Annotated in this window: 16 protein-coding genes; 7 read left to right on the plus strand and 9 right to left on the minus strand. The window is 71.1% G+C overall.

Annotated features, from left to right (window positions below):
• The first annotated feature begins 101 nt into the window (after positions 1-101).
• A complete protein-coding gene (locus R0232_RS39790) occupies positions 102-989 on the plus strand; it encodes a LysR substrate-binding domain-containing protein (protein WP_057589983.1) in 888 nt (295 codons plus the stop codon).
• 152 nt (positions 990-1,141) lie between these two features.
• Positions 1,142-4,294, plus strand: a complete 3,153-nt coding sequence (locus tag R0232_RS39795; protein WP_431514628.1) for a PAS domain-containing protein — start codon at positions 1,142-1,144, stop codon at positions 4,292-4,294.
• A 20-nt stretch (positions 4,295-4,314) separates the two neighbouring features.
• Here the strand turns inward: R0232_RS39795 and R0232_RS39800 are convergent, their stop codons facing one another.
• From R0232_RS39800 to R0232_RS39830, 7 genes are all read right to left on the minus strand, one after another.
• Complete coding sequence (locus tag R0232_RS39800; RefSeq protein WP_431514629.1) at positions 4,315-6,483, minus strand: tetratricopeptide repeat protein; 2,169 nt, start codon at positions 6,481-6,483, stop codon at positions 4,315-4,317.
• Positions 6,484-6,598: 115 nt separating this feature from the next.
• The gene (locus tag R0232_RS39805) at positions 6,599-8,266 is read right to left on the minus strand and encodes an ankyrin repeat domain-containing protein (RefSeq protein ID WP_431514630.1); all 1,668 of its coding nucleotides are present in this window, start codon (positions 8,264-8,266) and stop codon (positions 6,599-6,601) included.
• A 148-nt stretch (positions 8,267-8,414) separates the two neighbouring features.
• On the minus strand, positions 8,415-8,960 hold the full coding sequence (locus tag R0232_RS39810; RefSeq protein WP_431514631.1) for a nucleotidyltransferase family protein: 546 nt from the start codon (positions 8,958-8,960) through the stop codon (positions 8,415-8,417).
• A 74-nt stretch (positions 8,961-9,034) separates the two neighbouring features.
• Entirely contained in the window at positions 9,035-11,410 is a 2,376-nt protein-coding gene (locus R0232_RS39815) for a TonB-dependent siderophore receptor (RefSeq protein ID WP_431514632.1), read from the minus strand.
• Between the two features lie 106 nt (positions 11,411-11,516).
• Positions 11,517-12,488 carry a FecR domain-containing protein gene (locus tag R0232_RS39820; protein WP_431512961.1) on the minus strand — a complete coding sequence of 324 codons (972 nt, stop codon included), beginning with the start codon at positions 12,486-12,488 and terminating at the stop codon, positions 11,517-11,519.
• Positions 12,485-12,970, minus strand: a complete 486-nt coding sequence (locus R0232_RS39825; protein WP_256222679.1) for a sigma-70 family RNA polymerase sigma factor — start codon at positions 12,968-12,970, stop codon at positions 12,485-12,487. The genes R0232_RS39820 and R0232_RS39825 overlap by 4 nt, the downstream gene beginning before the upstream one ends.
• 130 nt (positions 12,971-13,100) lie before the next feature.
• Positions 13,101-14,000, minus strand: coding sequence for a LysR family transcriptional regulator (locus R0232_RS39830; protein WP_177239412.1), 900 nt, complete (start codon positions 13,998-14,000; stop codon positions 13,101-13,103).
• Positions 14,001-14,093: 93 nt separating this feature from the next.
• On the opposite strand from R0232_RS39830, the gene R0232_RS39835 reads away from it, so the two are divergent.
• The 4 genes from R0232_RS39835 (at position 14,094) to R0232_RS39850 (ending at position 20,591) form a co-directional block, all read left to right on the plus strand.
• Positions 14,094-14,870: an enoyl-CoA hydratase-related protein gene (locus R0232_RS39835; RefSeq protein WP_093346351.1), complete on the plus strand. Its 777-nt coding sequence runs from the start codon at positions 14,094-14,096 to the stop codon at positions 14,868-14,870.
• 40 nt (positions 14,871-14,910) lie between these two features.
• Positions 14,911-15,882, plus strand: coding sequence for a Bug family tripartite tricarboxylate transporter substrate binding protein (locus R0232_RS39840; RefSeq protein WP_431512962.1), 972 nt, complete (start codon positions 14,911-14,913; stop codon positions 15,880-15,882).
• Entirely contained in the window at positions 15,879-17,069 is a 1,191-nt protein-coding gene (locus R0232_RS39845; protein WP_431512963.1) for a CaiB/BaiF CoA transferase family protein, read from the plus strand. The genes R0232_RS39840 and R0232_RS39845 overlap by 4 nt, the downstream gene beginning before the upstream one ends.
• Before the next feature lie 291 nt (positions 17,070-17,360).
• Positions 17,361-20,591, plus strand: coding sequence for an amidohydrolase family protein (locus R0232_RS39850; protein WP_431512964.1), 3,231 nt, complete (start codon positions 17,361-17,363; stop codon positions 20,589-20,591).
• 40 nt (positions 20,592-20,631) lie between these two features.
• Here R0232_RS39850 and R0232_RS39855 read toward each other — a convergent pair whose 3' ends face one another.
• Entirely contained in the window at positions 20,632-22,074 is a 1,443-nt protein-coding gene (locus tag R0232_RS39855) for an N-acyl-D-amino-acid deacylase family protein (RefSeq protein ID WP_431512965.1), read from the minus strand.
• A complete protein-coding gene (locus R0232_RS39860) occupies positions 22,074-23,066 on the minus strand; it encodes a Bug family tripartite tricarboxylate transporter substrate binding protein (protein ID WP_431512966.1) in 993 nt (330 codons plus the stop codon). Before R0232_RS39860 ends, R0232_RS39855 begins: the two co-directional genes overlap by 1 nt.
• A 95-nt stretch (positions 23,067-23,161) precedes the next feature.
• Here R0232_RS39860 and R0232_RS39865 point away from each other — a divergent pair, with 95 nt between their 5' ends.
• The gene (locus R0232_RS39865) at positions 23,162-24,067 is read left to right on the plus strand and encodes a LysR substrate-binding domain-containing protein (RefSeq protein ID WP_431512967.1); all 906 of its coding nucleotides are present in this window, start codon (positions 23,162-23,164) and stop codon (positions 24,065-24,067) included.
• Position 24,068: the final 1 nt, after the last annotated feature.

The raw sequence follows: 24,068 nt of genomic DNA on the forward strand, positions 1-24,068 counted from the left end.
CTCATGGGTCCCGTGAGGCTTCATTCTTGACCCGAGATCCAGCTTGGAACGTGATGTTTGATGATCGCTTCCATCACGTTCCATGATTGAATGGAGGCCCCATGCCCACCCCGAACACCCCTGCCCCGCGCAGCCACACGGCCGACATCGACCTGCTGCGCGTGTTCGACACGCTGGTGCGCATCGGCAGCTTCACCACCGCGGCCAAGGCGCTGTCGCGCACGCAATCGGCGGTCAGCATGCAGATGCGCCGGCTCGAGGAGCAGCTCGGCGTGCAGTTGGTGGAGCGCGGCAGCCGCAAGCTGGTGCCCACCGCCGAGGGCCTGCAGCTGCTGCCGCTGGCGCGCCAGATGCTGCGGCTCAACGACCAGCTGTTTCGCGACGTCGATGCGCAGGAGGTCTCGGGCAGCGTGCGCCTGGGCTCGATCGAGCACTACGCCACGCGCGTGCTGCCGGCGCTGATCGCCGAGTTCTGCCGGCTGCATCCGCGCATCCACGTCGAGCTGCAGCATGGCGTGTCGTCGCTGATGCACGCCGAGCTGGGCGCGCGCTACGACATGGTCATCGGCATCGGCCCGGTCGGCTCGGGCGAAGGACTGCCGCTGTCGAAGTCGCGCATCGTCTGGGCCGCCGCGCCGGGCTCGTCGACGCACCTGCAGCGGCCGCTGCCGCTGGCGCTGAACCCCGAGGGCGCGATGCTGCGCGACTGGGCCACCCACGCGCTCGACCGCGCCGGCATCCCCTGGCGCATCGCCTACACCAGCACCACCGTCACCGGCCTCGAGGCCGCGGTGCGCGCGGGCATCGCGGTGGGCGTGTTCCGCGAGGCCACGATCTCCAAGCGGCTGCGCATCCTCGGCGCCAAGGAAGGCCTGCCCGCGCTGCCCGAGTCCGAGGCCTGGCTGGCCACGGCGCCGCTGCCGGGGCGCAAGGCGGCCGAGCTGCTCGAGGCGTTCCTGATCCACCGATTGCGCAAGTCGCAGCGCTGAACGGCGCCCTGGCGGGGCAGCCTCCCGCGCTGTCAGCGCCCGCCCTCGGCCGGGGTTGAAACCCGCTGACTTCCCGCCGGCACCGCGCCCCTCTATATTTGCCGGCATTTCCGCCCGGCGAGGCGGCGGCTCGCCCACGAAAGGCACAGGCAATGATGGACGGTTCCGGCAACACGCAGCGAACGGACGACGAAGGAGAACACACCCACCTGGCCTTCCTCGAGGGCGGCGGCGAACTGGGCCGCCTGGTGCGCGACTTCCCCTGGGAGCGCACCTCGCTCGGGCCGATCGCCGCCTGGCCGCAGAGCCTGCGGACCGCGACCAGCCTGCTGCTGCGCTCGCCGGTGCCGATCGTGATGCTGTGGGGCGAGCCCGGCTTCATGATCTACAACGACGCCTACTCGGTGTTCGCGGGCGGCCGTCATCCGCAGCTGCTGGGCTCCGAGGTGCGCCAGGGCTGGCCCGAGGTGGCGGACTTCAACGACCACGTGATGAAGGTCGGCCTGGCCGGCGGCACCCTGGCCTTCAAGGACCAGGAGCTGGTGCTGCACCGCCACGGCAAGCCCGAGCCGGTGTGGATGAACCTCGACTACTCCCCGGTGCTCGACGAGAGCGGCCGCCCCGCCGGCGTGCTGGCGATCGTCATCGAGACCACCGAGCGCGTGCATGCAGAGGCCGCGCTGCGCGAGAGCGAAGCGCGCGCCAGCGGCGTGCTCGAGGGCATGGCCGAGGGCTTCGTGCTGGTCGACGCCGGCTACCGCGTGCTGGCCATCAATGCCGAGGGCATGCGGCTGGAGACGCGCTCGCGCGAGGAGATCCTCGGCCGCACCCTGTGGGACGCCTGGCCGGGCACGCTCGACAGCGCCTTCGGCCGGCTCTACCGCCAGGCGATGAGCGAGCGCCGGCGCGTCGAGATCGAGCACTTCTACACCTGGCCCAGCGGCCGCAGCGCCTGGATCGAGATGCGCGCCTATCCCTCGGGCGACGGGCTCGCGATCTTCTACCGCGACATCTCGGAGCGCAAATCGGTGGAGGAGCGCGAGCGCTTCCTGCTCAAGCTCAGCGACACGGTGCGCGACCTCGCCGACCCGGTGGCCGTGACCCGCGCCGCCGCCGAACTGCTGGGCCGCCATCTCGCGGTGGGGCGCGCGGGTTATGGCGTGGTCGATGCCACGCAGAAGCACGTGACCGTGGCGCGCGACTGGAGCGCCGGCGCCATGCCCAGCCTCGCGGGCGAATCGCGCGTGCTCGACGGCTTCGGCCCCGAGGTGGTGGCCGAGCTCAAGGCCGGCCGCACGCTGGTCATCGCGGACTTCCGCGCCGATGCGCGCGCGGGCGGCGCGTATGCCGACACCTGGGAGAGCATCGGCACGCGCGCGCTGGTCGTGGTGCCGCTGCTGCGCGCGGGTGCGCTGCGGGCCGTCTTCTACCTGCACCAGGCCGCGCCCAGGACGTGGACACCGCACGAGATCGAGCTGGCCGAGCTGACCGCCGAGCGCACCTGGGACGCGGCCGAACGCGCGCGCATCGAGGCGCGGCTGCGCGACAGCCGCGACCGGCTCGCGATGGAGACGCAGACGCTGGAGATCATCAACGGCACCGGCGCGCAGATCGCCGCCGAGCTCGACCTGCAGAAGCTGGTGCAGCACGTGGTCGATGCCGGCGTGGAACTCACGGGCGCGAGCTTCGGCGCCTTCTTCTACAACGTGCTCGATGATGCCGGCGAGCGCTACATGCTCTATTCGCTCTCGGGCGCCGACCGCGCCGCCTTCGAGAACTTCGGCATGCCGCGCGCCACCGCGGTCTTCGCGCCCACCTTCCGCGGCGAGGGCGTGATCCGCTCGGACGACATCCTCGCGGATCCGCGCTATGCGCAGAACCCGCCGCACAAGGGCATGCCCAAGGGCCACCTGCCCGTGCGCAGCTACCTCGCCGTGCCCGTGGTCTCGCGCTCGGGCGAGGTCATCGGCGGCCTGTTCTTCGGCCATGTACAGACCGGCATGTTCAGCGAGCGCTCGGAGCGCGTGATGGTCGGCCTGGCCGCGCAGGCCGCGATCGCGATCGACAACGCGCGGCTGTTCGACGCCGTGCAGCATGCCAACACCCAGCTCGAGGAGCGCGTGAAAGCGCGCACCGCCGAGCTCGAGCTCGCGCACGAGCGGCTGCACCAGTCGCAGAAGATGGAGGCCGTGGGCCAGCTCACCGGCGGCATCGCGCACGACTTCAACAACATGCTGGCCGTGGTCATGGGCTCGCTCGAGCTGCTCAAGCGCCGCATGGGCGACAGCGATCCGCGCGCCCAGCGCTACACCGAATCGGCCATGGACGGCGCGCGCCGCGCCGCCGTGCTGACCCAGCGGCTGCTCGCCTTCTCGCGCCAGCAGCCGCTGCGGCCCGAGGCCATCGACGCCAACAAGCTGGTGGCCGGCATGTCCGACCTGCTGCGCCGCGCGCTCGGCGCCGAGGTGCAGCTCGAGACCGTGCTGGCCGGCGGCCTGTGGCGCGCGCATGCCGACCCGAACCAGCTCGAGAACGTCATCCTCAACCTCGCGGTGAATGCGCGCGACGCCATGCCCGAGGGCGGCCGCCTCACCATCGAGACCCAGAACGCCCACCTCGACGGCCACTACGCCAGCACCCACCTGGGCGTGCCCTCGGGGCAGTACGTGATGATCGCCGTGACCGACACCGGCATGGGCATGAGCGAGGAGGTCATCGCCAAGGCCTTCGATCCCTTCTTCACCACCAAGGGCGTCGGCAAGGGCACCGGCCTCGGCCTGAGCCAGGTCTACGGCTTCGTCAAGCAGACCGGCGGCCACGTGAAGATCTATTCGGAGGTGGGCCACGGCACCACCGTCAAGGTCTACCTGCCGCGCTTCGCCGGCGCCGGTGCGGAAGACCCCGACGCCGAGCGCGCCGACGAGGTGCCGCTCGGCGAGATGCAGGAGGTGGTGCTGGTGGTGGAGGACGAGCCGGCCGTGCGCCAGTTCAGCGTCGACGCGCTGACCGAGCTCGGCTACCGCGTGCTCGAGGCCGACGGCGCCGCCGCCGCCCTGCGCCAGCTCGAGGCCCATCCCGAGATCGCGTTGCTGTTCACCGACGTCGTCATGCCCGAGGTCAACGGCGCCAAGCTCGCCGAGGAAGTGCGCCGCCGCTGGCCCGCGGTGAAGATCCTGTTCACCACCGGCTACACGCGCAACGCGGTGGTGCACAACGGGGTGCTCGACGCGGGGGTGGAGCTGATCGGGAAGCCGTTCACGCTGGAGGCGTTGGCGGTGAAGGTGAGGGAGGTGCTGGAGAGTTGAGTCGAGACGACGGGCGGCGTTCAGCGCGCCGCCGTGCCCGGCGCGGCCGCGCCGGGCAGGCCCTTGAGCTCCGTCTCGTACACCCGCGCCGCCCAGGCGGCGTCCACCACCTTGAGGCGGTCGTAGGTGCGCAGCGCGTCCTGCGCGCGGCCGGCGCGCCTGTAGACGCTGCAGAGGTTCGCCAGCACCAGCGGATCGGGCGGCTTCACGTCGTCGAGGCGTTCGAACACGCCGATGGCGGCATCGAAATCGCGCGCGCGGATGTGCGTCACGCCGAGGTTGGTGAGCGCCGCGCGGTTGTCCGGCGCGATGCGCAGCGCGCGCTCGAGCGCGTCCTTCGCCTCCGGCAGCCGCCGCAGCTCGTTGAGCTGGATGCCGAGATTGATCCAGCCGGTGGTCATCCGCGGATCGAGCGCCACCGCGCGCTGGTAGGCCTCGATGCTCTGGGGCACCTGGCCCTTGCCGACGCGGCTGGTGCCGAGCACGTCCCAGGCCACCGCATCCTTCGGATCGATCTGCACCGCGCGCTCGGCCAGCCGCAGGCCCTCGTCGGGCCGGCCGAGCTGGCGGTACAGGTCGGCGAGCCGCGCGCTGGGCGTGGCCTTCAGCGGCGCGAGCTCGATCGCCTTCAGGTAGCTGGCCTCGGCCTTGTCGTTCTGCCCGTCCTTCTGCTGGGCCTCGCCGAGCAGCTCGTAGACCTGGGCATTGGATTCGCCATGGCGCAGCGCCTCGTCGAAGGCGCTGGCCGCCTGCTTGAAGTCGCCGCGCTTGAAGTACTGCATGCCCTGCCATTTCCAGGCCGTGCCGTTGTCGGGATCGAGGCCGGTGGCGGCACGGTAGGCCTGCAGCGCGGCATCGGATTTGCCGGCCCAGGTGTAGGCATCGCCGAGCCGCGTCCAGGTGCCGGCATCGCGCGGGTCGATGCGCAGCGCGATTTCGTAGGCCGTGATCGCGCGCGGCCGGTCGCCGGCCTTCTCGAGCGCGGCGCCCAGGTTCTTCCAGGCCAGCACGAAGCGCGGATCGGCATTCACGGCCTCCTGCAGGGCCTGGATGGCCTGCGGCCCTTCGCCGTAGATGAAGGCCAGGCCGTTGAGCGCGAGCGCGCGATCGCTGCCGGTGCCCGACCTTGCCGCGAGCTGCAGGGCCTCGATCGCCTGTTCGCGTTGGCCGTTCTTGCGCAGCAGCTCGCCGAGGTTGCGCCAGGCGACGCTGTAGCTCGGATCGGCACGCGTTGCCGTGCGATAGGCCTCGATCGCGAGCGGGGAGCGGCGGGTCTGTGCGTAGACGTTGCCGAGGTTGTTCCAGGCCTGGGCCAGCCGCGGGTCGAGCTCCACCGCCTTCTGGTAGGCGGCTTCGCCGTTCCGGCCGCGTTCGGGACCGGTGCCGCCGAGCATGTAGGCATTGCCCAGGTTGTTCCAGGCCCAGGCGCTCAGGGGCCGCGCCTCGGTCCAGCGCAGATTGTTCTGCAGCAGGCCCGCGGCATCGCGCTTGGCGTCGAGCAGGCGCGCCTGGTTCATCCAGGGCACGGTGCCGAGTTCGGCCGGCGGCCGCGGCCTGCGCTCCTGCACCTGCGCGATCCATTCGACGGGCAGCGACATGCCGCGCGGGTTGTCGCTGCCGGCCTCCATCACGACCAGCCCCAGCAGCAGGCCCTGGCTGTCGTGAACGCCCATGCCGTCGCGCCACGCGAACGCCGGGCTGGTCACGGACGGCACCAGGCCCAGGTAGAGGCCTTCGGTGACCCGGCCCATGTAGACGATATCGAGCCGGCCGGTGCGCACGAGGCCGTCGAGCAGGGAGATGCCATGCAGCCCGACGAGCGTGCCGCTGTCGCGCGTGCGGCCCATGCGCGCCGGCACCGCGCCCAGGCCCGGCACCCGCAGCAGGCAGACGTCGCGGTCCTCGTCGGCCGCGACCAGTTCGGCCGGAAGACGCGCTGCGCCCTGGCGCACCGCATAGGGAGGCGCGGTGCCGCCGAGTCGATGGCAGGGGGTCGCGACCTCGCCGGCGGCAACGGCCACGCCTTCGAAGATCGAAGTGCCCGCGATCACCTCGACGGCGCTGCGCGACGCTGCGATCAGCGCCTCGCTGGCCGGTTGGGCGACGGCCAGGGGCGGCAAGCCCCAGGCCGCCCCGGCGATCAGCAGCAGCGCGGCCAGCCGCGGTGCCGTTCCTCGTCCTCCATGCATGGCGTCCCCCTCTTGTTGGTCTTCGACAGCGATCGTAGCCACGAAGGTCTTCCGTGGGGGATCGCTGTCTCCGCCCGGCAACGCGGGGCGCGGCGCCGAAGGCCGCGCGTGCGGCTCAGCCGCCGTGCGGCGCTTCGGGTGCCAACGCAGCCAACAGGAACTCCGTCACCTCCTCCGAGAACGCCTTGCGCTGCCCATCGATCAGCACGGTATCGGCACTCGCCGGATCGGGCAGCGCCGTCGGCATGCCGTGCGCGACCAGCGCCTCGGCGCAGCCGAGCCAGTCGCCGTCTTCGACGGGCTGGTTGTACGAGGCCCACGACAGCGAGCCGATGGCGTTGTCGCCATAGCCGTGCTTCTCGGTCCAGCTCGCGCCGTGTTCGAGCAGGAAGCGCGCGAGCGCGGCGTCGCCGCGGAACACGGCCTGGTTGAGCGCAGAGGCATCCCAGTCGCCGCCGCGCGCGGCGATCGGCCAGCCGCAGCGCACCATGGTGCGCACCGCATCGCCGCAGCCTTCCTGCGCCGCAAGCTCGGACAGCAGGCGAAGCTGCGATGCGGACAGCGTGTCGACGAGGCCCGGGTTCGCGGCCTGCAGCGCGCGGGCCGCTGGCTCGTCGGCGCGCGCGCAGGCCGCGATGAAGGCCTCCTGCGGCGAGCCTTGCGCATCGATGCCGGCACCTGCCAGCAGGCGCGCGACCTCGACCAGCCCGAAGCGCAGCGCCAGCGTGCGCGCATCGATGCCCTCGCGCGTACGCACCGACGCATCGGCCCCCGCGGCCAGCAAGGCTTCGATGTGGGCCGGCGAACGGCGGCGGCGGATCGCCCACAGCAGCGGCGTGCCCCACTCGCTGGTCGGCTCGCTACGGGCGCCCTCGTTGGCATCGCCGCCATGGGCGAGCAGCAGCTTCAGCGTCTCGACATCGTCGAGGTCGAGCACGCGATAGAGCGCGTTGGTGCCGGTGACGCGCGCACCCGCCGCGAGCAGCAACTGGGTGCAGGCGCGGTTCTCGAGCGAGTGGTAGAGCGACTCGTTGTCATTGGGATCGGCGCCGGCATCGAGCAGCAGCCGCGTGGTCTCGGGATCGCGCTGCTGGCCGGCCGCGCCGTACAGCGCGCTCAGCCGCTCGTCTTCGCTGGGCGTGTCCAGCGATGCGGGCGGCCAGCGGTTGCCGATGGACTGGTCGGCCTGCGCACCGGCCGCGAGCAGCAGGCGCACGCAGGCGCGCATGCGCTCGCGGTACGCCGGCAATTGCAGGAAGGCCGAGTGCGTGACGGCCACCAGCGGCGGCAGCTTCAGCGGCCCGCCCGCGCGATGCACCCACGAGGGATCGCGCGCGATCGCGGCGCGCAGCGCGGCCTCGTCGCCGATGGCGCAGGCGAGCCAGGGATCGTCGCCCAGCAGCTGCGGCGTTTCGGCGAGCAGCCGCTCGGCCACCGCGGGCCGCGCGCGGTGGGTGCCGCCGGCCACGTCGCCCGCATAGACCAGGCCGAGCCAATGCCGCAGCGCCTTCGCGGGATCGGCCACGGCCGCCTGGCGCGCGAGCACGAAGCCCTGCAGGTCGGGCCAGGAGACGAAGCCGTATTCGCGCGCGATGCACGACTGCGCGTCGTGCAATCGCAGGTCCATCGCGGCAATGGCCGCGTCGCTCCTTGCGGCCGCTGCCGGCAGGTGCACGCGAAACTGCGCGATGGCCGCCGCGTCGCCTTGGCGGTAGGACGACAGCAGCGTCTTGGCTTGCTTCTTGAGATGGCCCAGGTCGGGCCGAGGGGGGATGCGCTTCACAGGAACCTCCGTGCATCGACGCCGAAGACCCGCAAATTCGGCTGCACAAAGGACTGCTGGTTGCTCAGCGTGCGAAGGCAAGTGGGTTCAACCCTTCCCGCGGGCCCGGGCGCGGCTTGCAACCGCGGGCCGGATGTTAGCGCATCGCTCAGGCTTCGATGCGCAGCCACGGCCAGCGCGCGCGGTACGAGGCCGCCTTGCGCTCGAACAGTTCGCGGTGCGGCACCAGCGGATTCATCGTGAGCACGCCCTCGTACAGCAGTTCCAGCCCGTTCGGCGCATAGAGCTCGCCGGGCCGCACGCCGACGCAGGTGGCGGGCACGAGGAAGCGGTCGATGCCGTCGCGCGCGCTGTGCAGCGCCTCGTAGCGCTCGCCGAAGTGCGACTCGTACCAGAGATGCACGCGCGCCTGGTTCGCCACCTCGACCTCGATGCCGAGGTCGCCGAGCAGCGCGTCGGCGCGCGCCTGCACGCGCGCCTCGCCGGCCTGGCTCAGGTCCTCGGCGTCGAAGTAGAACAGGTCGTAGTCCTTGATCCGCGACGCCGGCGCGTCGCCCGAGCGCAGGTTCCAGACGGTCTGGAACAGGCAGCCCGCGACCAGCCAGCCGTCGGGCAAGGCCAGCGCATCCCAGCGCTCGAGGATGGCGCGGTTGTTCAGGTTGCGGCGGATGTCGTCGAGGAAGCGGTCGTGCATGGAAACGGGGAATCGGCTGCGATCGGAAGCCCGGCATTCTGCGCCGTCCCCGCGCCCCGGATCCACGCGCGACCTCAGTAGCTCGCGCGCAAGGTCAGCCGCACATTGCGCGGATCGCCATACACGCTGTAGAAGCGCGAAGGCAGCCGCGCGTAGTAGACGCGATCGAACAGGTTGTGCACGTCGAGCGTCAGCGACAGGTTCCTGTTGAAGCGGTAGCCGACCTGCGCATCGGCCACGGCATAGCCGCCCTGCACGGCCGCGCCACGGTCGGTCTTGCTGACGGCGCGCACGCCCAGGCCCACATGCAGGCCCGCGACCGAAGGCTGCTGGAACTCGTAGCGCGTCCAGAGCTTGACGGTGTGCCTGGGCTCCTCGCTCGAGAAGGGCTTGCCGGCGTTGCTCGGGTCGTCGGCGTAGCGCGTGTCGAGCCGGGTGTAGCCCGCGTAGAGGTCCCAGCCGCGCGCGAGGCTGCCCGAGACCTCGGCCTCCCATCCCTTGCTGCGGACCTTGCCTTCGGCGACGAAGAAGCCGGGGTTGTCGGGGTCGGTGACGGCGCGGTTGCGGTCCTCGATGCGGAAGGCGGCCAGCGAGGCGTTGAGGCGGCCGTCCATGAAGCTGCCCTTGGTGCCGATCTCGAACTGGCGGCCCACGCGCGGCAGCAAGGCGGCGTTGCCGACCGCAAGCTGGGTCTGCGGAATGAAGATGTCGCTGTAGCTGCCGTAGAGCGAGATGTCGGGCCGCAGCTCGTAGACCAGGCCGCCATAGGGCGAGAACTTGTGATTCACGCCGCCGGCGTCGCTCTTCCATGCGCCGGGCGTGGGCAGCAGCGTCTGGCTCTCGCTCTGGTAATGGCTCACGCGGCCGCCGAGCACCAGTGTGAGCGGGTCGGCGAGCCGCAGCCGCGTCTGGCCGTAGAGGCCGCTCTGCTCGCTGCGCGTGTTGCTGCCGAAGCGGAACGGGATCGGGCGGTCGGGAACGTAGAGGTTGTAGATGTCGACCTGCGGGATGCCGACCGAGCCCGAGAGCGAGGTCTCGTCGCGCTTCGAGTGGTTGGCGCCGATCAGCAGGTCGTGCTTGCGGCCCCACAGCCTGAAGCTGCCCGCGAGGTTCAGGTCCAGTCCCTGCCAGGTGGTCTCGCCGCTCTGCGCCTGCAGCGTGTAGGCCGCGCGGTTGTCGAGGCGCACCAGGCCGTTGATGTAGCCGTAGCGCGAGTCGCCGTCGATGCTGCGCCGGATGTAGGCGGCCTTCGCGACCCAGTCGTCATCGAAGCGGTGCACGAACTCGGCATAGACCTCCTTGGCGGTGCCGGAGCTGCCGCTCCAGTCGGAGCCGAAGAAGGTCTTGCGCGGCGCGTTGAGGAAGCTGCCGTTGGTGTAGGTGCCCGGGCCGTAGTCGACACCGCGGTCATGCTGGGGCTGCACGCTGCCCGACAGGCTCAGCGTCGAGCGCGGACCGAGGTCGGCCTCGACGATCGCGTAGCCCAGTGTGTGGCGGCTCGTGCCCTGGGTGCGGAAGCTGTCGCCGCCCTCGGAGGACAGCAGCGCGCGGCCACGCACCGTGCCGGCCTCGTTGAGCGGGCGGCTGATGTCGATCTCGCCGCGGTGCTGGTTCCACGAGCCGGCCGACAGCAGGCCCGAGATCACGGGCTCGGCCAGCGGCCGCTTGCGCACCAGGTTCACGGTGCCGGCCGGCGTGCCCGATCCCTGCAGCACGCCGGCGGGACCGCGGAACACCTCGACGCGGTCGTACATCGAGAGGTCGAACTGGCGCAGGTACTGGATGCCGTTGTTGAACGGCAGGCCGTCGTACTGCACCTCGGAGGCATAGCCGCGCGACTGGAAATAGGCGGTGCCGTCGCCGTAGGGAATGGCCGTGACGCCGACGGTCTGGCGCAGCGCGTCCTCGACCGTGGTCATGTTCTGGTCGTCCATCTGCTGGCGCGTGATGACCGAGACCGAGTTCGGCACGTCCTTCCACGGCGTGGGTGTCTTGCCGGCCACGGTCACGGCGCGGGCGGCGTAGGAGCCGCTGCCTTCGGTGAGCGCGCTGCGCTCGCCGCGCGCGGTCACCACCACGGGGGCCAGGCCACCGTCGCCCGATGCCGCGGCGCCATCGGCGGCCGCCTTGCGCAGGCGGTAGTTGCCGGGCGCGACCGGTACCGCCTCGAGGCCGCTGCCGGCCAGCAGGCGCCGCAGGCCCTGCTCGATGCCCTGGCCGCCTTCGAGGCCGGGCGAGCGCAGGCCCTCGGTCAGCGCGGGATCGAAGGACAGCGTGATGCCGTTCGCGCTCGCGAAGCCGTAGAGCGCCTGGCTCAATGGCCCGGGCGCGATCGCCTGGCTGGCGGGCGCGTCGGCGGCCTGGGCGATGGCGGGCGGCAGCGCGGCGGCGAGCGCCGCGGCGAAGGCGATGGCGGTGAAGCGATGACGCGAAGCGAAGGAGGAAGGCATGGCGGGTCCGGTCGGCAAGTCGGTGAAAAGGTGTTGCTTTCTGACTTGTCGAACGAGCGCCGAAAAAGGGACACGCAGCGCCACGATGCGCGCGCGCCAGCTGCTCTTAACCTGGTGCGCGCGCCCCGACCGTGACCCAGTAGCGCGTGCGCATGCGGACCTGCACCGGCAGCGTCTGCGCCAGGGTGGCGAGCACCTGGTCGGTGTCGGCGACCTGGAACACGCCCGAGATGCGCAGGTTCGCGACCTCGGGCGCGCAATGCAGCACGCCGGGGCGGTAGCGCGAGAGCTCGGCCAGGAAATCCTCGAGCCGCTGCCGGTCGGCCACCAGCACGCCCTGCGACCAGGCATCGGCGCCGGCCGCGATGGCGCGCGGCGTGCCGGCGGCGTCGCGCGTGAAGTCGACCTCCTGGCCCCCGCGCACGACGACTCGGGTAGCGTCGGCCGCGCGCGGCGCGATCTCGACCGCGTGCTCGAACACCGCCACGCGCGTGCGCTCGTCGCCGCCGCGCACCGTGAAGCGCGTGCCGAGCGCGCGCACCCGGCCCTGCGTGGTCTGCACGAAGAACGGCCGCGCGGGCAGCCCGGCGGCATGGCCGGTCTCGACCAGGATCCGGCCCGCGCGCAGCAGCACCAGCCGCTCGCGCTCGTCGAACACCACGTCGGCCGCGCTGCCGGTGTCGAGCAGCAGCCGGGTGCCGTCGGCCAGCACGAAGCCGCGCCGCTCGCCGACGGCCGTGCGGTACTCGGCCGCGAGCTCGACGCCCCAGGTGCGCCAGGCCAGCCAGGCGGCCGGCGCGCCGGTGGCCAGCAGCACCGTGGAGCGCAGCAGCACGCGGCGGCGCAGGCGGCGCGCGCTCTCGAGCGTGGGCACGCCGAGCCCCGTCGGCACGCGGCCGAAGGTGCGCGCCAGTTCGTCGGCGGCCTGCCAGGCGCGCTCGTGCTCGGGCGCCTGCGCGCGCCAGGCATGCAGGGCGCGGTGCCCGGCCTCGTCCATCTCGCCGGCATGCAGCTTCACGAGCCAGTCCGCGGCCTGCAGCACCACCGGGTCGTCGCCGCGCGGGCGCGTGGGGTTCAAAGCATCGAGGCGATGCATTGGGCAAAACCCGCGCGCATGTCGCGCTTGACGGTGCGCACCGACACCTCGAGCCGCTGAGCGATCTCCTCGTAGCCCAGGCCCTCGAGCTGCGACAGCAGGAACACGGTGCGCGTGCGCGCGGGCAGCGCGTCGAGCATGGCGTCGATGCGGTGCAGCGCCTCGATCACGAGCAGGCGGTCTTCGGGCGAGGGCGCGAGCGGCTCGGGCATGGCGGCCAGTTGCTCGACATAGGCCTGCTCGAGCGCGCGGCGGCGGAAGTGATCGACCAGCAGCCCGTGCGCGACGGTGCGCAGGTAGGCGCGCGGCTCGTGCAGCTGCTGCGCCTTCGACGGCGCTGCGACCAGCGTGAGGAAGGTGTCATGCGCCAGGTCGGCCGCATGGTGGATGTCGCCGAGCTTCCTGCGCAGCAGGGCCTGGAGCCAGCCGTGGTGGTCGGCATAGAAGGCTTCGACGGCTTGCATTGGCGTGGCGCGCGGACCCATGGCGAGACTGTCTACACAAGAGAGGACGCTGGGCCCTACGATGCAAATGAGAACTATTATTATAAACAGACGCTCGACACCGTCGGCATCGAAGCGCGCGAGCGCCCGCTCACTTCAGCAACGGAAAGCTCTGCGGCAACACCGCGAGCCAATGCCGCGCGGCCACCGACAGCCGCGTGGTGCGCCGGCGGATCAGCGAGATCCGGTGGCGGAAGCTCGCGAGGTCGGAGATCGCGATCCGCCGCATGCCCCACTGCTGCGCGATGTCGGCGGCATAGCCCGGCACGATCAGGAAACCGGCGCCCTGCCGCGCGAAGCCCAGGGCTGCCGTGAGCGAACCGACCTCGATGTGATTCTCGAAGCGCAGCGGCGTGCGCGCGAAGATCTGGTCGAGCGTGCGGCGGATGCTGTAGGAATCGCGCAGCGAGATGTAGTTGTAGGGCAGCAGCTCCGCGGCCCGGATGGAACGCCGGCGCGCCAGCGGATGCGCGTCGTCGACGATGGCATACATCGCGTCCTCGATCGCCACGGTGGCCTCGAGGCCGCTGATCTCGGAATCCGTGGCGCAGAAGCCGATGTCCACCACGCCCGAACGCACGCGGTCCAGCGTCTCGTCGGTCGAGCATTCGTGGATCTCGAAGTCGATGCCCGGATAGCGCTGGCGGTAGCTCGCGATCGGCCCCGCGAGCAGGCCGTAGTGCATCAGCGGCGAAGCGGCCACGCTGACCTTGCCGCGCTCCAGCGTGATCAGCTCGGTGATGCTGCGCTTGGCGGTCGCCATGGTGGCCGTCACGTCCTGGGCGAACTCGAAGAACTCGCGCGCCGCATCGTTGGGCACCACGGTGCGCGTGGTGCGCTCGAACAGGGTCATGCCGAGCTGGTTCTCGAGCTCGGCGACCATCTTGCTCGCCGCGGACTGCGAGATGTGCAGGCCGTTCGCCGCCACGGTGAAGCTGCCGGCCTCGTAGACGGCGAGGAAGACCTGCAATTGCCGAAAGGAGATATTCATTCCATCTTCTACTGAATGCAGTAGAAAAATTCCATTGTGGCATGGGACTTCGCCGCGCAAGATGCGCCGGCTCACACAGACCAGAGACCTCCCATGCATCCCTCCGACACCCGTCCCCAATGCCATGTCGCCCGCACCGCCGAAGGCGTCGTCACGGTCCGTTTCGACAACGGCCGGCTGAACCTGCTGACCGGGGACGCCGCCCACATCTACGCCGACACGCTGCAGGAACTGGCCGCCGACGAGACCACGAAGCTGCTCGTGATCCGCGGCGGCGACAGCGCCTTCCTCGGCGGCGCCGACATCAAGTTCCTGAAGGACGCCTCCAGGCGCGACATCGATGCCTACATCCGCAGCGTGTGGCGGCTGTGCGAGACCATCCGCGACATCCCCTTCGCCACGATGTCGGTGATCTCGGGCTACTGCCTGGGCGCCGGCATGGAGGTGGCCGCCGTCTGCGACATCAAGCTGGCCGCGCGCGACGCCAGGTTCGGCATGCCCGAGGTCAAGCTCGGCGTGCCCTCGGTGATCCACGGCGCGATGCTGCCCGGCATGATCGGCGCCACGCGCACGCGCGACCTGCTGCTCAGCGGCCGCATCATCCCGGCCGCGCTGGCGCTCGACTGGGGCCTGATCACCGACGTCGCGGGCGACGACGGCCTCGATGCCGCCCTCGCGCACTGGCAGGCCGAGATCGAGGCCAACGGCCCGCTCGCGATGCGCATCCAGAAGAAGCTGATCCGCGACTGGGAGCGCATGCCGCTGCAGGAAGCCATCAACGTCGGCATCGCCGGCCTCGTGAGCGCCTACGACAGCGACGAGCCCAAGCGCTACATGGAAGCCTTCCTCGCGAACCGGAAGCGCCGCTGAGACGGCACCGGCGAGCCCACGAGACATCCAAGGAGACACCATGAAGTTCAAGCCCCTGCGCCGCGCCCTGTGCGCCCTGTTCGCGCTGCCCTTCGCCCTCGGCGCCGCGCATGCCGACGACTATCCCTCGCAACCGCTCACGCTGGTGGTGCCCTTCGCAGCCGGCGGCATGACCGACATCCTGGCCCGGCAATTCGCGAAGACGGTGCAGGAGAAGCTGCGGCAGACCGCCATCGTCGACAACAAGCCCGGTGCCGGCGGCGTGATCGGCGCGACCCGGGTCGCGCGCGCCAGGCCCGACGGCTACACCCTGCTGATCACCACCACGGCGCACGTGGTGAACCCCTCGATCACCAAGAACCTGCCCTACGACACCGAGAAGGACTTCGCGCCCATCGCCATGCTGGCGCGCACGCCCAACGTGCTGCTGGTGAACCCGTCGCTGCCGGTGACGACGGTGCCCGAGCTGCTGGACTATGCGCGCAAGAACAAGGGCGTCACCTACGGCTCCTCGGGCACGGGCGGCACCACGCACCTGTCGGGCGAGCTGCTCGCGAGCCGCACCGGCGCGCCGCTGATCCACGTGCCCTACAAGGGCACGGCGCTCGCGGTCAACGACCTGCTCGGCGGCCAGATCCAGGCTTCCTTCGTCGACGGCCTGAGCGCGCTGAAGTACGTGAAGGCCGGCAGCCTGCGCGCCATCGGCGTCTCGACGCGCGAACGCAATCCCACGCTGGCCGAGGTGCCGACCATCGCCGAGCAGGGCGTGCCCGGCTACGAGACCGAGATCTGGATCGGGCTCTACGCGCCCGCGGGCACGCCGCCGGCCATCCTCGAGAAGCTCAATGCGCTGGCGCTGCAATCGATGGGCGAGCCCGGCTTCCGCAAGACGCTCGACGAACAGGCGACCACGCCGGGCACCATGGACGTGGCCGCAACGCGGCGCTATGTGGCGAGCGAGATCCGCAAATGGGGCGACATCGTCAAGAAAGCCGGCATCGAGGCCCAATGACGACCGCCGCGACGCGCAACGCCGGACTGCCGCTGTCCGGCATCCGGATCCTCGACCTCACCAGCGTCATCATGGGTCCGTTCGCGACCCAGATGCTGGCGGAGTACGGCGCCGACGTGGTCAAGCTCGAGCCGCCCGAGGGCGACATCATGCGCGAGATGGGCCCGCATCTCGAGCCGGGCATGGGGCCGGTCTACCTGAACCTCAACCGCGGCAAGCGCAGCGTCTGCCTGGACCTCAAGCAGCCCGAATCGCGCGAGGTGATCGCGCGTGCCGCGCAGGCCAGCGACGTGTTCGTCACCAACATGCGCAAGAAGGCGCTGGCCAAACTGGGACTGGACTGGGACACCCTGCGCCGCCACAACCCGCGCCTGATCTACGTCTTCCTGGCCGGCTTCGCCGAGCACGGCCCCGACGCGGGCAAGCCGGCCTACGACGACCTGATCCAGGGCATGGTGGGACTGCCGGGCCTGGTGGCCCGCGCCGCGGACGGACGCCCGCGCTACCTGCCGCTCAACATCGCCGACAAGACGGTGGGCCTGTACGTGGTGCAGACGGTGCTCGCCGCGCTGCTGCAGCAGCGCCGGGCCGAGCAAGGCCAGTACATCGAGGTGCCGATGTACGAGACCATGGCCTCCTTCATGCTCAGCGACCACCTGGGCGCCGCCACCTTCGCGGCCAACGATGCCACGCAGGCCGGCAACCCGCGCCTGCTGTCGGCCTACCGCCGGCCCTACCGGACGGTCGACGGCTGGATCTGCACCATCGTCTACACCGACCGCCACTGGGAGTCGTTCATGCGCCTCGTGGGCGACGGCGAACTCTGGGACCGCGATGCGCGCTTTCGCAGCATGGCGAACCGCACGAAGCACATCGATGCCGTGTATGCCTATGTGGAAAGCCGGCTCGCCACGCGCAGCACTGCAACCTGGCTGCAATTGCTGACGGACGCGGACATTCCCGTGGCCGCCTGCCCCGAACTCGGCGAGCTGATCGATTCGCTGGAGAACGCCGAGCGCGGCGTCGTGCATCGTTACCAGGATGCCGCAGGCCGCTGGTACCGGGGCCTGTCGCCGACCGTGCAATGGACGCGCACCCCGCTGGCCGCCGGCGCGATGGCGCCGCGCCTGGGCGAGCACACCGACGAGGTGTTGCGCGAGTGGATGGGCGTGGCGGCTCCTCTTTGAATTGGCGCGCGCCATCGCGCCAATTTACTGCGCCAATTCATCGCGCCATGGCAGCATGGCTGCGCGCAATTCACCGATCCGAATTGGCAATGCACCTTCGCGAATGCCAAACCCTCATGGCGCCATGCAAAAAAATCGACCCGCGCCAGGGCCGATGCACGCCTGTACAGAGGGCCAGGGTAAGTAATCGGTAAGGAAGATTTCCAACACTGGTTTCGACATTGGCGATCGCGCCGATGTGCAGATCGGCCGCATCCGCGGACCGCAATAACACCTCATTGGAGACAGACCATGAACAAGCGCCAGGCAGCGTTGGCTTCGTCACGCCCATCGTTTTCGCATCCCTCTTCATCACGACCGCGGCGCCATGCGCTGGCGGCCGTCGCCGTGGCCGCGCTGCTGGCCACGGCCTGCGGCGGCGGCGGAGGTGGCGGCAGTGGCTTCCTGCCGATCGCGGGCGGCGGCGGCACGGGCGGTGGCGATGGCGGCAACAACGAACCGCCCGTGAAGATCCAGGCGCTGAGCACGCTGCAGGGCAGCACCAAGGACGTCGCGATCGAGTTCCACGAGGGCACCAACATGGCGGCTGCGCCCTCGCCCGACGGCCAGCGCGTGGCCTTCACCGCGCAGGGCGTGCTGTGGGTGGTGCCGATCGGCGGCGGCAAGGCCACGCGCATCACGGGCTGGGACATGGAGCCGACCTCGCCGGTGTGGTCGCCCGACGGCAGCCGCATCGCGTTCCAGAACTACGACGCCGAAGGCAACTTCCACATCTGGACCGTGCGGCCCAATGGCGCGGACCTCACGCGCATCACCAGCGGCGCGTTCGACGACCGCGAACCGGCCTGGACGCCCGATGGCCGCACGCTGGTCTTCGCCTCCGACCGCAGCCAGGACCGCCAGTACAAGATCTGGCAGGTGGAACTCGGCTCGCGCAAGTACTCGGCGCTCACGCAGGGCGCGGGCACCGAGAGCAACCCGGTGGTCTCGCCCGACGGCACGCAGCTCGCGTTCGTCAGCGCGCGGCGCATCTTCACGCAGCCGATGGGCAGCACCGAGGCACCGAAACTCGTCGGCCCCGGCGTGCTGCCGGTGTGGCTGCCCGATGGCTCGGGCCTGGCCTACCAGGGCACGACCAAGTCGATCGTGGTCGCCGGCAAGGAGGTGGTGGCGCCCAACGAGGACATGTTCGCCTTCCCGCCGCGCTGGCTGCCCGGCGGGCGCTTCCTCTACACGGCCGACGGCAAGATCAAGATCCGCAACGCGGGCGGCGACGGCCTCGCGGAAGTGCCGTTCAGCGCCACGCTCGAGGTGCGCCGTCCGGTGTTCGCCAAGTCGCGCGAGCGAGGCTTCGGCGTGCTCGGCGACCAGCCGGTGCGCGGCATCAGCAGCCCGGTGATCTCGCCCGACGGCCGCCGCGTCGCCTTCGTCGCGCTCAACGACATCTGGGTGATGCCGATCGGCGGCACGCCGTTGCGCCTGACCAACGACAAGGACCGCGACGGCAATCCGCAGTTCACGCCCGACGGCAGCGCGGTCTACTTCTCGACCGAGAAGGGCAACGGCGGCGCGCTCGCGATCGACCGCATCGACATCGCGAGCCGCGCGCGCACGCGGCTCGGCGCGCAGACCGGCAAGTCGATGGTGATGCCGAAGATGTCGCCCGCGGGCGACCGCATCGCCTACACCACGGGCTCGGGCACGCTCGAGGTCTGGGACATCGCCTCGAAGACCGCGCAGAAGGTGGTCGAGGCGGTGGGCTCGCAGATCAGCACGCCGCAGTGGACGCCCGACGGCAAGAAAATCGTGGTGGTCGACAACGACTCGGTCAGCAGCCGTTCCTTCGAGGGCTACAACAAGCTGCGCGTGATCGACCTCGGTACCAAGAGCGGCACCTTCTACCCGGTGGGCGACGCGCCGCGCCAGATCTCGGACCGCGAGGAAGGCGCGGCCGTGGTCTCGCCCGACGGCAGCAAGGTGGCTTTCGTGATGGACTCGGTGCTGCACGTGATGCCGCTGAAGGCCGACGGTTCGCCCGACGGCCCCGCCAAGGCCATCACCACCGAGGCCGCCGACCTGCCCTCGTGGGCCGGCGACTCGCGCACCTTGCTCTACAAGGCCGCGGACAAGCTCAAGACCATCGGCGCCGACGGCGCGGGCGCGACCGAGGTGCCCGTGAGCCTGACGTGGAAGCAGGCAGCGTCCCAGGGCACGACCGTGGTGCGCGCGGGCCAGCTGTGGAGCGGCAAGGACGGCCAGCTGCAGAACGACGTCGACATCGTGATCAAGGGCAACCGCATCACCGCGATCCAGCCGCACGACGAGGCGGTGGCCAAGGCCGCGGACAAGTACGTCGATGCCTCGGGCCTCACGGTGATGCCCGGCCTGTGGGATGCCCACTCGCATCCGCTGACGCTCTACCAGGGCGGCCAGTACGGCCAGGGCTCGGCCTCGATGCTGGCCTATGGCGTCACCTCGACGCAATCGGTCGGCGGTCCGCTGCACCAGAGCATCGAGATGCGCGAGGCGCTGGAGGCCGGCAACCTGCTGGGCCCGCGCCTGTTCGTCTCGCCGCCGCTGTGGGACGGCAACCGCATCACCTGGAGCTTCGCGCGCAGCGTGCGCACGCCCGAGGCGGCCGACCTCGAGATCGCGAAGGTGCGCACGCTCGGCGTGGACTACCTCAAGGCCTACATGCGCGCGCCGATCCCGCTGATGCACAAGATCGCGCAGGCGGCGCTCGACATCGGCATCCCGAGCGGCACGCACAACCTGTCGCCGGGCGCGGCCTCGGGCCTGGCCGAGACCACGCACCTCTCGGCACCGCAGCGCCTGGGCTACGGCTGGTCGCGCTCGGCCGGCGGCACCACCTACCAGGACGCCTACGACCTGCACGGCAAGGGCGACTTCCGGCTGATCCACACCGCCCTGTTCGCCTATCCCTTCGTCGGCGCGGACCTGACCGGCGGCGACCGCTTCGAGCTGCTGACCTCGCCGAACTTCCTCGATGTGCTGCGCAGCAACCCGCAGCCGCCGACCGAGGCGGCGGTGGCCAGCGCGCGGCTGCAGGAGGACCAGGTGAGCAAGCTGCGCACCGCCGGCGCCATGATCGCCATCGGCACCGACTCGCCACTGGTGCCGCCGGGCATCGCGCTGCACAACAACATGCGCGCCGCCGCGCTGACCAACTCGAACCTGCAGGTGCTGCAGGACGTGACGGTCAATGCCGCGCGCATGAGCCTGGTCGACAAGGACCTGGGCACGGTGGAGGTGGGCAAGCTGGCCGACCTGGCCATCGTGCGCGGCAACCCGCTGCAGGACCTGAAGGCCGCGGCCGACGTGCGCTACGTGGTGAAGAACGGCGTGAGCTACTCGCTCGCGGAGATCCTCGCGCCGTTCCGCACCCCGGCCGCGCTGGCCGAGCGGCGCAGGACGGTGCTGGCCTACCAGCGCCTGTGCCGGACCACGCCGCACGAATGCGGCGAGGTCGCCAGCGGCTATGGGCATGACCACCACCACTGAGGTGGCACGCGGCCGGAGGGCGGGGCCGCGGCCCCGCGCTTCAGCCGCGGCGCAGCACCATGCCCGCGTGTGCGTCCATCAGCACGCCGTGCGCGACGGCCACGCGGCCGTTGACCAGCACGGCGTCGATGCCGGCGGGCGCGGCCAGCGGATCGTCGTAGCTCGCGCGGTCGGCGATGCGCGCGGCATCGAAGACCACGAGGTCGGCCGCGCAGCCCGCCGCGATGCGGCCGCGGCCCGCGAGGCCGAAGCGCGCGGCCGGCAGGCCGGTCATCTTGTGCACCGCGGTCTCGAGCGCGAACAGCTTCAGGTCGCGTGCATAGTGGCCCAGCACGCGCGGAAAGGCGCCCCACAGCCGCGGGTGCGGCTGCACGTCGTTCGGCAGCCCGTCCGATCCGACCATGGTGCCGGGCGCCGCGAGGATGCGCTGCACGTCCGCCTCGTCCATCGAGAAGTAGACCGCGCCGGCCGGGCAGAGGCGCTGCGCGGCCTGCTCGAGGCCCAGGCCCATCTCGGCGGCGATGTCCGCGAGCTCGCGCCCGGTGTGTTGCGGCATCGGCTCGGACCAGGTGATGCGCACGCGCGCCGACTGGCTCACGCGCGCGGGAATCAGCAGGGTGGAAGAAGCGGCATAGGGATAGCAGTCGATGCACACCGGCTGCCCCTTTGCGGCCCGCGCGAGCAGGCGCAGCGTGGACGCGGAGCGCCCGTGGTTCGACAGGCCCGTGAGCTTGTGGTGCGAGATCACGAGCGGCACGCCGAGCGCGCGGCCCACGCCGAGCGCCTCGTGCAGCGCTTCCTCGATCGCATCGGACTCGTCGCGGATGTGCATCGCGATCAGGCCGCCGTGCGCGCGCAGCGGCGCGCCCACCGCCGTCATCTCGTGCGCCGTGGCGGCGCGCGCGGGCGCATAGAAGACACCGGTCGACAGGCCGATCGCGCCCGCCTCGAGAGCCTCCTCGACCTCGCGTGCCATGGCCGCGGTCTCGGCGGGCGTGGCGGTGCGATCCAGGTCCCGCACATGCTGCGCGCGCAGCGTGGTGTGGCCGACCAGGAACGCGGCATTGGTCGCGGGACCGACCCCGCGCACCGCCGCGAGGTAGTCGCCGAAGCGCGCAAAGCGACGGTCGTCGCGCCCGATGAATTCGCGCAGCGGCGGCGGCACCCGCTCGAAGGGAATGCGCAGCGGCGCCAGGCTCCAGCCGCAGTTGCCGGCCACCACGGTGGTCACGCCCTGCATCAGCTTCGGATGGCGATCGGCGGGCGGCTCGAGCAGCAGCCGGTCGTCGTGCGCATGCGCATCGATGAAGCCGGGCGCGACGATGCGGCCGCGGGCGTCGATGCGCCGGTGCGCGGGCACGGCGCGCAGGTCGCCCAGGCGCTCGATCACGCCACCGCGCACGCCCACGTCCTGCCGCACGCGCGGCGCCGCGCTGCCATCGATGACGTCGCCGCCCTCGATGACCAGGTCGAGCGGCGGCATCAGTCGACGCGGGCGTTCGCGCGCCGGATCACCGCGGCCCACACCGGCGTCTCGCGCCGCGCCAGCTCGAACAGCCGCTCGGGCGGCCCGCTCGCGGTCTCGAGCGACAGCCGCGCGAGCCGCTCGCGCACCTCGGCATCGTTCATCATCGCGTTGAACTCGGCATTGAGCCGCGCCACCACCTCGGCGGGCGTGCCCGCCGGCACCACCACGCCGCCCCAGGCCACGCTCTCGTATCCCGGCACGCCGGCCTCCTGCACCGTCGGCAGCGCCGGAAAGAGCGGCGAGCGATGAGCGCCCGTGACCGCCAGCGCGCGCACCCGGCCCGAGGCGATGAAGGGGCTGATCGAGGACAGGTTGTCGAACATCACGTCGACCCCGCCGCCGACCAGGTCCTGGATCGCCGCCAGGCTGCCGCGGTAGGGCACGTGCAGCATGAAGGTGCCCGTCATGCTCTTGAACAGTTCGCCGCCCAGGTGGCTGGTGGTGCCGTTGCCGGCCGAGGCCAGGGTCAGCTTGCCGGGATGCGCGCGCAGGTGCGCGACCAGTTCCGCCACGGTCTTCACCGGCAGCTCGTTGCGCACCACCAGCGCGTTCTGCACGAAGCCCGTCATCGCGACCGGCGCGAGCTGCCGATCGGGGTCGTAGGGCAGCCTCGCGTAGAGCGACTTGTTGATCGCGAGCGTGCCCACGTTGGCATAGCCGATCGTGTAGCCATCGGGCGCCGCGCGCGCCACCTCGGAGATGCCGACGATGCCGCCCGCGCCCGGCCGGTTCTCGATCACCACCGCCTGCCCGAGCCCCTTGGCCAGAGCCGCGCCCATCACCCGGCACAGCAGGTCGGGCGCGCCACCGGCCCCACCGGGCACGACGAAGCGCAGCGGCCGCTCGGGGTAGGCGGCGGCGTGCGCGCTGCGCCAAGGCCCCGCCGCCAGCGCGGCCGCCGACAGCAGCGCGCGGCGCCGGCCGCGATCGATCCCGGTCTCCAACATGGCTTGCATCCTTCCAGAAAGCACGATGCCCGAGGATCGACGCCCGCAGCGAGCGCCACAATCGAAAATAACTCCTGCTCGCATGCAAAAAGCTGATGCCGCTTCGCCTCCCCTCCACCATCGCGCTGCAATGCCTGGAAGCCAGTGAAAGGCTGGGCAGCTTCACGCGCGCCGCCAAGGCACTCAACCTCACGCAGGGCGCCATCAGCCGCCAGGTCATCGGCCTCGAGCAGCGGCTCGGCGCGCAACTGCTCGAGCGCCGGCGCGAATCGCTGGTGGCCACGCCCGCGGGACAAGCCTACCTGGCCGAGGTCCGGCCCCTGCTGCTGCGGCTCGAGCGCGCCACCACCGACATCGCGCTGCACCAGGGCCGCGGCGGCCGCCTGCAGCTCTCGGCCCCCTCCTCGTTCTGCAACTACTGGCTCGCGCCGCGGCTGTCGGGTTTCGTGAACGCGCATCCGCACATCACGCTCGACCTCTCGACCTACCTCGGTCCGGTCGATTTCACCGCGAGCCGGATCGACGCGGCCATCATGGTGGTGGGCGCGCCGGTGCCGGGCCTGCATGCCATCCCCGTGCTCGACCTGACCGTGCGGCCCTACGCCAGCCCCGCCCTGGCGGCGCGCTGGGCCGACGACGATCTCGCCACCGTGCTGCGGCAGGCGCCGCCCGACCTCACGCTGATCCACAACAGCTCGCTGCCTGGTGCCTGGGCGCTCTGGCTGCGACAGGCCGCGGGTGCCGACGAGGTCCTGCCCGAGCTGCATGCGGGCCCGAGCTACGACCTGCTGTCGATGTCGCTGCATGCGGCGATCGCGGGCATCGGGGTGGCGTTGCTGCCGGCCTTCATGGTGCGCGCGGCGCTCGATGCGGGGCAGCTGGTGGCGCTGTCGGACATCGAGTCGGCGACGGGGCGGTCGTATCAGCTGTGCTATCCGGAGCACAGTGCGGGCTTGCCGGCGCTTGCGCAGTTCACCGACTGGCTGCGGCAGGCGGATTGAG

It is taken from the genome of Variovorax sp. DAIF25 (genome assembly GCF_050711835.1).
Classification (GTDB): domain Bacteria; phylum Pseudomonadota; class Gammaproteobacteria; order Burkholderiales; family Burkholderiaceae_C; genus Variovorax.